Source organism: Gemmatimonas sp. (genome assembly GCF_044376735.1).
Classification (GTDB): Bacteria; Gemmatimonadota; Gemmatimonadetes; order Gemmatimonadales; family Gemmatimonadaceae; genus Gemmatimonas.
Genome location: NZ_JBILKJ010000108.1, coordinates 1 through 9,583, shown reverse-complemented (window position 1 = coordinate 9,583; position 9,583 = coordinate 1). Strand labels below are relative to the sequence as shown.

Annotated in this window: 10 protein-coding genes; 6 read left to right on the top strand and 4 right to left on the bottom strand. The window is 68.1% G+C overall.

The annotated features are described in order from the left end of the window. Positions 1-503 (bottom strand): sulfatase-like hydrolase/transferase (locus tag ACIRA7_RS12510; RefSeq protein WP_396221180.1); only part of this gene is annotated, 503 nt, incomplete at its 3' end. Positions 504-702: 199 nt separating this feature from the next. Here ACIRA7_RS12510 and ACIRA7_RS12505 point away from each other — a divergent pair. Continuing rightward, positions 703-2,052 (top strand): R2-like ligand-binding oxidase, encoded by a 1,350-nt coding sequence (locus tag ACIRA7_RS12505; RefSeq protein WP_396221179.1) that lies wholly within the window; start codon positions 703-705, stop codon positions 2,050-2,052. A 17-nt stretch (positions 2,053-2,069) separates the two neighbouring features. Here the strand turns inward: ACIRA7_RS12505 and ACIRA7_RS12500 are convergent, their stop codons facing one another. Then, a complete protein-coding gene (locus ACIRA7_RS12500; protein ID WP_396221178.1) occupies positions 2,070-3,182 on the bottom strand; it encodes an exo-alpha-sialidase in 1,113 nt (370 codons plus the stop codon). Between the two features lie 18 nt (positions 3,183-3,200). Between ACIRA7_RS12500 and ACIRA7_RS12495 the strand changes: the two genes are divergently transcribed. The 3 genes from ACIRA7_RS12495 to ACIRA7_RS12485 are packed head-to-tail and all read left to right on the top strand — an operon-like array spanning position 3,201 to position 5,499. Continuing rightward, positions 3,201-4,079, top strand: coding sequence for an SRPBCC domain-containing protein (locus ACIRA7_RS12495; RefSeq protein WP_396221177.1), 879 nt, complete (start codon positions 3,201-3,203; stop codon positions 4,077-4,079). A 36-nt stretch (positions 4,080-4,115) separates the two neighbouring features. Next, on the top strand, positions 4,116-4,718 hold the full coding sequence (locus tag ACIRA7_RS12490; protein WP_396221176.1) for a hypothetical protein: 603 nt from the start codon (positions 4,116-4,118) through the stop codon (positions 4,716-4,718). Beyond that, complete coding sequence (locus tag ACIRA7_RS12485) at positions 4,699-5,499, top strand: 1,4-dihydroxy-6-naphthoate synthase (RefSeq protein WP_396221175.1); 801 nt, start codon at positions 4,699-4,701, stop codon at positions 5,497-5,499. Before ACIRA7_RS12490 ends, ACIRA7_RS12485 begins: the two co-directional genes overlap by 20 nt. 21 nt (positions 5,500-5,520) lie before the next feature. Here the strand turns inward: ACIRA7_RS12485 and ACIRA7_RS12480 are convergent, their stop codons facing one another. Together ACIRA7_RS12480 and ACIRA7_RS12475 are read right to left on the bottom strand one after the other, a co-directional pair. After that, positions 5,521-6,009, bottom strand: coding sequence for a tRNA (cytidine(34)-2'-O)-methyltransferase (locus tag ACIRA7_RS12480; protein WP_396221174.1), 489 nt, complete (start codon positions 6,007-6,009; stop codon positions 5,521-5,523). A 31-nt stretch (positions 6,010-6,040) separates the two neighbouring features. Beyond that, complete coding sequence (locus tag ACIRA7_RS12475; RefSeq protein ID WP_396221173.1) at positions 6,041-7,291, bottom strand: Ig-like domain-containing protein; 1,251 nt, start codon at positions 7,289-7,291, stop codon at positions 6,041-6,043. A gap of 59 nt (positions 7,292-7,350) precedes the next feature. Between ACIRA7_RS12475 and ACIRA7_RS12470 the strand changes: the two genes are divergently transcribed. After that, entirely contained in the window at positions 7,351-9,036 is a 1,686-nt protein-coding gene (locus ACIRA7_RS12470; protein WP_396221172.1) for a mechanosensitive ion channel family protein, read from the top strand. A gap of 19 nt (positions 9,037-9,055) precedes the next feature. Beyond that, positions 9,056-9,478: a DUF952 domain-containing protein gene (locus ACIRA7_RS12465; protein ID WP_396221171.1), complete on the top strand. Its 423-nt coding sequence runs from the start codon at positions 9,056-9,058 to the stop codon at positions 9,476-9,478. Positions 9,479-9,583 lie beyond the last annotated feature (105 nt).

Below are 9,583 nucleotides of genomic sequence, written 5' to 3'. Positions count from 1 at the left end.
CGGCTGTCGTTGTGGTGCCAGTAGTCGTGATAGCCGCTCTTGAGCCCGAAGAAGTAGTCGAACCCGTGCGCCAGCGGGCTCTGCGCGGCGGTGTACCCGAGGTGCCACTTGCCGACGAGGGCGGTCGCGTAGCCGCCGCCCTTCAGCAGGCGCGGCAGCGAATAGGGCGACGCGTCGAGGCCGTGCTCCCCGGCGTCCGGCGTGGCACCGTCAGCCGACAACGGTTGCTCCACGCCGTAGCGCTGCTGATAGCGCCCCGTGATGAGCCCGGCGCGCGTGGGTGAGCAGGTGGTGGCGTTGGCGTAAAAGTCGGTGAAGCGCACGCCCTCGCGCGCGAGCCGGTCGATGTTCGGCGTGCGAAGGTCTTTGGCGCCGTACACGCCCACGTCGGCGTAGCCCAGGTCGTCGGTGATGATGAGCACGACGTTGGGGCGCCCGTCGGCGGGTTGGGCGCGCACCCCCGCGGGGTTCGCGAGCACAAGGGCGATCGCGAGGGCGATCATCAGGGCAATCGACTCGACGCAGCGGCGGCGAGGGCGGGGAGCGCGGCGGATCAGCATGCACGATTCTACTGCCTTCCGGTGCCGGAAGCGTCAGCGCATTGCTGCTGCCGCCGCCGGAGGCTACCATCCCGAACGGACCGGCACGCCCCGCGCTGCGGCGCGGGACGTCGGTGCGCGCGTTCACCCTGATCCACCGGTCATGCATCCCCTGTTCAGCCACGAGTGGGCGTTGGCGCTCGGCGCCGCGCTCGAATCCAGTGCCATGTACCGGGAGGCCGCGCGCCGGTGGGATGGGGCGGTGTGCCTGCAGCGCACCGCCGACGCCGACCATGGGCATCCCGCCGCCGCGGTCTTTCTCGACCTCAAGCACGGGCGGTGTCACGCCGCCCGCCTCGCCACGGAGGCCGACCTCCGACAGGCCAGATTCGTCATCAGCGGCCCACTCACGGCGTGGCTGACGGTGCTGCGCGGCGACGAAGCCCCCACGGTGGCGCTCATGCGCGGCCATCTGATGTTGTCGAAGGGCATGCTCCCCATGCTGCTGCCCCACGTGGGCGCCGCCAATGCGCTCGTGGACGTGGCGCGCGCGGTGAGTCCGTCTGCAGACGACCGTGCGCCCGCCGTGCCCACCACGCCCGACCACACCGCAGTCCCCGCGGGCATGTCGGCGCCGCGGCCGGGATTCCGGAGTCTCGAGCGGGGCGCACTCACCGACGAGTCGGTGCCATGGCGCCTCTGGGAGAAAGCCAAGCGACACGGCATCTGGAATCCGGCCGACATCGACTTCACCGTCGATGCCGAGCATTGGCGCGCGCTGGCCCCCGATGAGCAGGACCTGCTGCTCCGTCTCGCCACGCTCTTTCAGGGCGGCGAAGAGGCGGTGGTGATCGACATCCTGCCGCTGCTGGATGTCGTCTCGCAGGAACGGCGATTGGACGAACAGCTGTATCTCACGTCGTTCGTGTGGGAAGAAGCCAAGCACGTGGAGGGGATGCACCGGTTTCTGCACGCGGTGGGCGCCCTCGACACCGACCTGACCCGATTCCACACCCCCGCGTATCACACGATCTTCACCGACGCGCTCCCGCAGGCGATGCAACGGCTCCGCCACGATACGTCACCGGTGGCGCAGGCCCGCGCATCGGCCACGTACAACATGATCGTCGAAGGCGTGCTCGCCGAAACCGGGTATCACGTGTTTCACGAGATTCTCGTGTCACGCGACATCCTGCCGGGCATGCAGCAGATGACCGGCCTGCTCAAGCTCGATGAGTCACGCCACATCGCCTACGGACTGTATCTGCTGTCACGCCTGGGCATCGAGCACGGCGCGCCGGTGTGGGACGCCATCGCCGACACCATGAACGTGCTGATGGACCCCGCCATCGCCGTGATCACCGAAGCGTTCGCGGCGTATCCGGCCGATGCCGTGCCCTTCGCGCTGTCCTCGGCCCCGTTCGTGGAGCACGCCATGTCACAGGGCGCCAAACGTCTCGACCGGCTGGAGCGCGCCCGTGCACAGGGCGTGCCGGTGGGCACGAAGGAGTAGCCCCGCGCACCGCCCGCTCAACACCGGCCCACCCACGACACCGGAACGCGCACGTAGCTGATCGCCGCGTACGCACCACGCTCGAACAACACGCCCACGTCACCATTGGGGAGCATCGCCATCGTGGAGTACGCGGCGGCCCCCTCCACCAGCACGCGCGACGCAGCCCACGTGGCGCCATCGGTGCACGACAGCCGCAGCGTGAGTCGCTCGCGCCCCGCCCGACTCGCGGTGTTGCTGAACAACAGCACCCCGCGCCGTACCGCGACAATCGACGCGTTGTTCGCCGGATCGATCAACGCTGTATCCGCCCGCACGGCACCATAGGTCGCGCCACCATCACGCGACTCGGCGATCAATCGATACGGCGTGGCCCGCGCGTTCAGCTGCACCGTGCCGTCGGCCAGCTCCACCACTTTGTTCTCGTCCACGCCGGGCCCCACCAGCGCGCCTGTGCGCCACGTGGCGCCGTGGTCGTCGCTGAACACGCTCGCGCCGTACGTCGCGCCGGCGCGACGGATCACGAACTGCTGCACCAGCCGCCCCGCGTGTGCGCCGTGCTGTAGCTGAATGCCAAGCCCCGATGTCGCGAACAGGCCACCCCACGACGCGTCCTTGATCATCGACGTCAATCGTCGATGCCGCCACGTGACACCGTCGTCGTCCGACCAGCTGACGTCGGCCTGCAACACGTTCGGATCGTCGTCGCGCGCACCCGTGCTCGATCCGAAAAAGCCCTGACGCACCGACGCCACATGAAACAGCCACACGCGCCCCGTCGTGCGATCCACCACGAAGCTGGGATCACCAAACCCATATGGCGCCGTGTCCGCCCGCACCACCACGCGGTCGCTCCACGTGGCCCCGCCATCGCGACTGCGGCGCAGCACCAGCGCAATGTTACTCGGCACATCGGCCATCGTTGGGCGCGCATCGTACGCCGCCAGCAGCGTGCCCGTGTTCGTGACCGCCAGCGCGGGAATGCGATAGACCGGCGCGCCCACGCCACGCACATCGAGGTCCACGATCTTCGGCGTTACCGACGCATTCGTCAGCGCACCCGTGGCCACGCGCCGCCCGCTGCATGCCGTCATCGCCAACACCAGTGTGGCAAATACGTAGGCTCTCATGCCGCGTAAATTACCGCCATGTACACGCTCACCATCACCCGCACCTCACCGCGATCCGCCACCACGCTCTATCGCGCGTGGACCACGGGCTGGACGTCGTGGTTCGCCGAGTCCGACACCGCGCGCGTACGGGCCGAGGTCGGCGAGCCGTTTTTCTTCGAAGTCGCACAGCGGTTCACCGACGGCCGTGAGCCCGTACGTCATCCGCACTACGGCCGCTTCGTGCGGCTCGTACCCGATGCGCTCGTGTCGCTGACCTGGGTCACCGGCGCCGGCGGCACCGCCGGCACTGAAACCACGCTCACCGTGCACCTCGACGCGATCGCCGGTGACTTCACGCAGGTCACGCTCACGCACGAGGGCTTCGCCACCGTCGACGCGCGCGATGCCCACGAGGCCGCGTGGCCGTTGATCCTCGCGCATCAGGATGCGGCGCTCGCGGAGGCCGGCCCCACTCGCGCGCCGCGACACAACCGCTCCGTCCCGGACGCCACGTTCATCCCGATGCGCAGCTACCCCGACGTCGATGCCGCCGTGGCGTGGCTGCGCGACGTGCTCGGCGCCCACGAGCGTCTGCGCTTCCCGCGCGAGCGCGGACCGCACCGCGTGCAGCTCACGATCGGCACGGGCGCCATGGTCGTCGTCGCGTGGGATGCCGCCGCCGTCCCCGCCGCCGGTGGACGTCCCCCCGCCGTGCTCATGGTGCGGGTCCCCGACGTCCACGCCGCGTACGCCCGCGCCATCGCACTCGGCGCCACCGGCCTCACACCACCCGCCGATCACCCCGACGGCGAGCGTCAGGCCTCCGTGCGCGACCCGGCCGGCCATGCCTGGACGCTCACGCAAACGATCGCCGACGTCGACCCGGCCAGCTGGGGCGGCGAACTCGTGGAGTGAGTGGTCACGCGGTAGACTTCCAGCCATGAGGACGTCATGAGCGATCGCGCCCGCATTCTGGTGGTGGCGGCCACGGCGCGCGAGCTCGCGACGCCCGATGGATGGCACACGCTGCAGTGCGGCGTAGGCCCTGTGGAGGCGGCCGCGCGTACCGCAGCCACCATCGCCGCACTGCGGCCCGCCGCCATTCTGCACGTCGGCATCGCCGGCGGCCGGCGTGCGCGCGCGCTCGCACCAGCATCGCTCGTGATCGGCGACAGCGCGCGCTACTGCGACTCGAATGTGCCCACCGAGTGGGCGCCGAGTACGGTGAGCGCATCGCCGATGCTGCTGCAGGCGCTGCAACGCGCGCTGCCGAACGCGCTGACCGCAGCCATCGGCACCAGTGCCCGCGTGGGAGGCACCATGCACTGCGACGTGGAAGCGATGGAAGGATTTGGCGTGCTCCGCGCCGCCCAGCTTGCCGGTGTGCCGGCCATCGAAGTGCGCGCGATCTCGAACGACATCGAGGAGCCCGATCGCACGCGCTGGCATTTCGACGCCGCCTTCACCGCAATCACCGCGATCACTCCACAGCTGGTGCGCGTGCTGCACGAGAGCCTGACCGACGCCTCCGCCGATGCCTCCGCCGATGCGTGAACTGACGTTCGGCTATTCGCCGTGTCCCAACGATACGTTCGCCTTTCATGCGCTCACGTTCGGACTGCTCGACACCCCCGTTCGCATCGCGCCGGTGCTGCTCGATATCGAGGAGCTCAACCGGCGCGCGCACCATGGCGAGTTCGATCTCACCAAACTCAGTGTCGGTGCCTTCGCCGCCGTCGGCACCGGCTACCGGTTGCTGCGCAGTGGTGCCGCGCTTGGGCATGGCGTGGGGCCGCTCGTCGTCACCCGCACGCCGATGTCACTGACCGAGGCCGTGAGCGGCCCGGTGGCGATCCCCGGCCGCGAAACCACCGCGTATCGACTGCTGCGTCTCGCCGCGCCACAGCTCGAGCAGGTCGTCGAGATGCGCTACGATCGCATTCTGCAGGCCGTGAGCAGCGGCCACGTGCACGCGGGGCTCATCATTCACGAGAGCCGGTTCACCTACGCCGAGCACGGGCTGCACAAGGCGATTGATCTCGGCGACTGGTGGGAACGCGACACCAATCTGCCGGTGCCGCTGGCCGGCATCTGTGCGCGCGCCGACCTGAGCGCCGACGTCGTGGCCGAAGTGGAACGCGCCATTCGCGCGTCGGTGCAGTATGCCTTCGATCATCCCGACGCGAGCCGCGAGTACGTGCGCGCCAACGCGCAGGAGCTGTCCAACGCCGTCTGCGCGCAGCACATCGCGCTGTATGTGAACGAGCATAGTCTCGATATCGGCGATGACGGCATGCGCGCCATCGCGCGACTCACCGACGCGCACGAGCCGTAGGCGACGCGCACGACGATGGGGCTAACCCGGCCCGATACCCTCGGGAATCACGCGCCGTTGCCGTAGCACCTCGTATACTGCGATCGCGACAGAGGTCGACAGGTTAAGCGACCGCACCCGCTCCGACCGCATCGGCAGACTCACGAACTGCTCCGCGTATCGCTCGTGCAGCGCCGGCGGTAATCCGCCCGTTTCACGACCAAAGATCAGCACCGACCCTTCGGGTGGCGCCAACGGGACATCCCAAAATTCGCGCGTCGCCTTCGTCGAGAAGAAGAAGGGCACCCCCAAGCGCGGCAACTCCCGCTCGAATGTCTCCCAATCGGGCCACACGCGCAGGTCCACGTGCTCCCAGTAGTCGAGCCCGGCCCGTTTCACCTGCGTGGTATCGAGCGAGAAGCCCAATGGCTCGATCAGATGCAGCGTGGCACCGGTCGCCAGACACGTGCGCCCTGCATTTCCCGTGTTCCAGTGAATCTCCGGGTGCACCAGCACCACGTGAATACTCATCGCTCCCCTCGTGGTGGATGCGCCGCGTGGATCAGCGACGCACCGCGGTCGCGCGCACGCGGACCGAGTCGCGGACGCCGTCGGCCACCGCGATCAGTTCCTGTACGCCCGCGTCGCCGAGGGTCCACGCGCGCGGGGACGCCAGTCCGCGCTCGTCGGTCACCACCTCGGATGGCTCGACCCGCGCCTGCGCACCCACCACGAGAAAGCGTACACGCACCGACATGACCGGATTGCCGTACTGATCGCTCACGCGCCACACCGGCGGCCGCTGAACGGACCGCCCCGAGGCGACGCGTGGACGATCGCCGGACACGACCGCCAACGTCGCCGCTGCTCCACCAACGGACGTACGCGAGATCAGCAGCGTCGTATCATGCTGCTGGGACACATCCACCCGGAGCACGTTCACACCGGCTTTGGTTCCACTGCGCCAGACCGTGGTGGCCATACCCGACGCGTCGCTTTCCACGCGGGCAGGGGACACGTCCCCACCACCGCCCTCAACCCGATACGCGAACACCGCGCGCTCGACGCCATTCCCGAAACTGTCCACGGCGCGCAGACGCACGGAGAGCGGGTCGCCGGCTCTCGCGCGCGCGGCCGCGGGGTCGAGGTCGACCACCCGCACCATCGGACCGGGCAGTGCGCTGCCGTCGATCGTCACTTGGGCCGAATCGGCCTGCACACGAAGCGATTGCGGTCCGGCCAGTGGACCCAACGTCCACAAGGTCCGAGCCTGTCCGCTCGCGTCGGTAACCGTGGTCGCCGGTGACGCAGCACCACCCGACTGCGGGAGAAACTGCACGGTGGCACGCGGGACGACATTCCCGAACGCGTCACGCACAATCACGCTGACCGTGCCCGGCAGCGCCACGCCCGCCAGTCCCACTTGCGGTGCCGTATCGACGGCCGCGATGACGTTTGGCACCCCCGCCGCAATCAAGACCGGCACCAGCTGGCGCACCGACCCGGAGATCACGAGGAGGGTATCCCGGCCCGATCGGCCGACGGTGGACACCAGCCCCTGTCGCGTCACACGTACCAGCCCGGTCGAGTCGACGGCAAACGTGATCGGCGCCCCACCCACGGGCCGTCCACTCGAATCGTTCGCTTGCACCACCAATTGGACCGTCTCACCGGCGCGCATCACGATGTTCGACGGCTGCACACGCAGCACCACAGGGAGCCGGGTCAACGCGGCATCGCTGCCGCGCCCGCATCCCACCGTGGCGATGAGCCCAATGATGCTCACGATGTGTCGGCGCACGATGAATGTCATCCGGCCTAATCTGGGAAGCGTCGGTCGTATTGACAATCGTGCGTCCGGCTATTGGGTTCATGCCCATGACGACATCGATCGTGCGGACTCGGTGGAATGTGCGCCGATGGCAGCTGGCGCTTGCGCTGGTCCTGTCATCGGCATTTGAGCTGTCGGCGCTCCGCGCGCAGCCCACGAGCGAAGCATCGCTCGCGCAGCCTGCGGCCGCCGTGGTACGCTTCCGGGGTGAAACGCTCTTGCAGGTCAGTGCACCGCTCGGAACGCTGCAACCACCCGAGCGCGCCAAGGCCATCGAGCAGCGGCTCGCGAAGATTGCCGCCGGCTCTTCCGACGCGCTGAACGCCATCCAGATCGTCGAGCGTAACAACAGCAGCGACCTGGTGGTGGGCGATCTGGTGGTCCTGTCCGTGACCGACCCGGACGCCGAGCCGCTTGGACGCACCCGGCAGCAGCTAGCGGCCGACTACGAAGTGCGACTCCGGCGCGCACTCAAAACCGAGTTCAGCGGCCGCAGCCTGCGCGGGATCACCACGGCGGTTGCCCTCACGCTGCTGACGACGCTGGTGCTCCTCGCGCTGATCCGGTTGATCACGCGCATCTTCGCCCGCGGCGCGACGTACCTGCTGGCGTGGCGGGACGCGCACGTCACCGCCGTCCATGTCCGCGGCGTCGAGTTACTCTCTGCCACCCAACTGACGACCATCGCCACGCAAGCGGTCGCGACCCTCCGATGGATCATTCTCGGAGTGGTCGGCGTGGCCTATCTGCAGACGGTGCTCTCCCTCTTCCCGTGGACGCGCGCCACGGCCATCCAGTTCCGTGCATTCATCTGGAAGGCGCTGTCGTCGCTCGCGGTGTCGATTGTCGATTACCTCCCCAACCTCGTCACCATCGCGCTGATCGTGCTCGTGGTGCGGCTCGTGCTGCGGGTGTCGAACGTCGTCTTCGATGCGCTCGGCAAGAATTCGCTACGCGTGAGCGGCTTCCATCAGGAGTGGGCTGAACCTTCCGCGAAGATCGTGCGCTTCGCCATTCTCGCCCTCGGCGTGGTCATCGTGTTTCCGTACTTGCCGGGTTCGGAGTCGCCGGCGTTCCGTAGCGCTTCGCTGTTCCTCGGCGTGCTGCTCTCCTTCGGCTCCACGTCGGCGGTGGCCAACGTCGTGGCCGGCATTGTCATGACGTACATGATGCCCTTCCGCATCGGCGACCGCGTGAAGATCGGGGACACGACGGGCGACGTCATCCAGGCCAACCTGCTCGTCGTGCGCGTGCGGACGATCAAGAACGTGGAGATCACGATCCCCAACGCCGCCGTGCTCGGCGGGCACATTCTGAACTACTCCGCGCGCGCGCGCGCCGAAGGCCTCATCCTTCACTCCACCGTGACCATCGGGTACGATGTGCCGTGGCGGCAAGTGCACGAACTCTTGATCACCGCCGCCACGAGCACCGACGGCATCATGGCGACCCCCGCGCCGTTCGTGCTGCAAACGTCGCTCGACGACTTCTACGTGAGCTACCAGATCAATGCATTCACCGCCGCCGCCAGCCGAATGGCGGTCATCTACGGCGAGCTGCACCAGCACATTCAGGACGAATTCGCGAAGGCGGGGGTGGAGATCATGTCACCGCACTATCGCGCCGTCCGCGATGGCGGCGGCGTAACGCTGCCGTCGGACCAGCTGCCCAAGGGATACGTAGCGCCCGCCTTCCGCGTAACGGACGTGCCGACGGCAACGCCCTAGCCTGAGCGCCGTTGGCCATATGACGACTCCCCTTGAGATCGCCGTCTTCCATATCTGCACGCGCCAGGCGCTCAACGACGCGCGCCGGCACGGTGCGTATGGGGCCGACAGTCTCGCGCACGAGGGATTCATCCATCTGTCGCGTGCGCATCAGGTGCTGCCCACGGCGCGCGCCTATTTCGCCGGCGTGCCGGATCTCGTGCTGCTGGTGATCGACCCGACGCAGCTGTCGGCCCCCTTGGTGTACGAACCGCCGGCGCCACTTCCGTCCCATGCGCCCAAGCCGGCCGATGGCGATCTGTATCCGCACTGTTACGGCCCGATCGATCTCGCTGCCATCGTCGACGTGATCGAACTGGCGCAGTTCCCCAACGAAGCGTACGACATCACCCGACTCGGCGTGGGCGATGGCCCCACACACATGCCACCGCTCACCGAGTGATCCGGTTCAAGGGCGGTTCAAGGCGTTCAAGGGGTCCGTTCAAGGGGTCAGAGTCGTTGAACGCCAGGCGTTCAACGACTCTGACCCCGGGAACGCCATGAACGA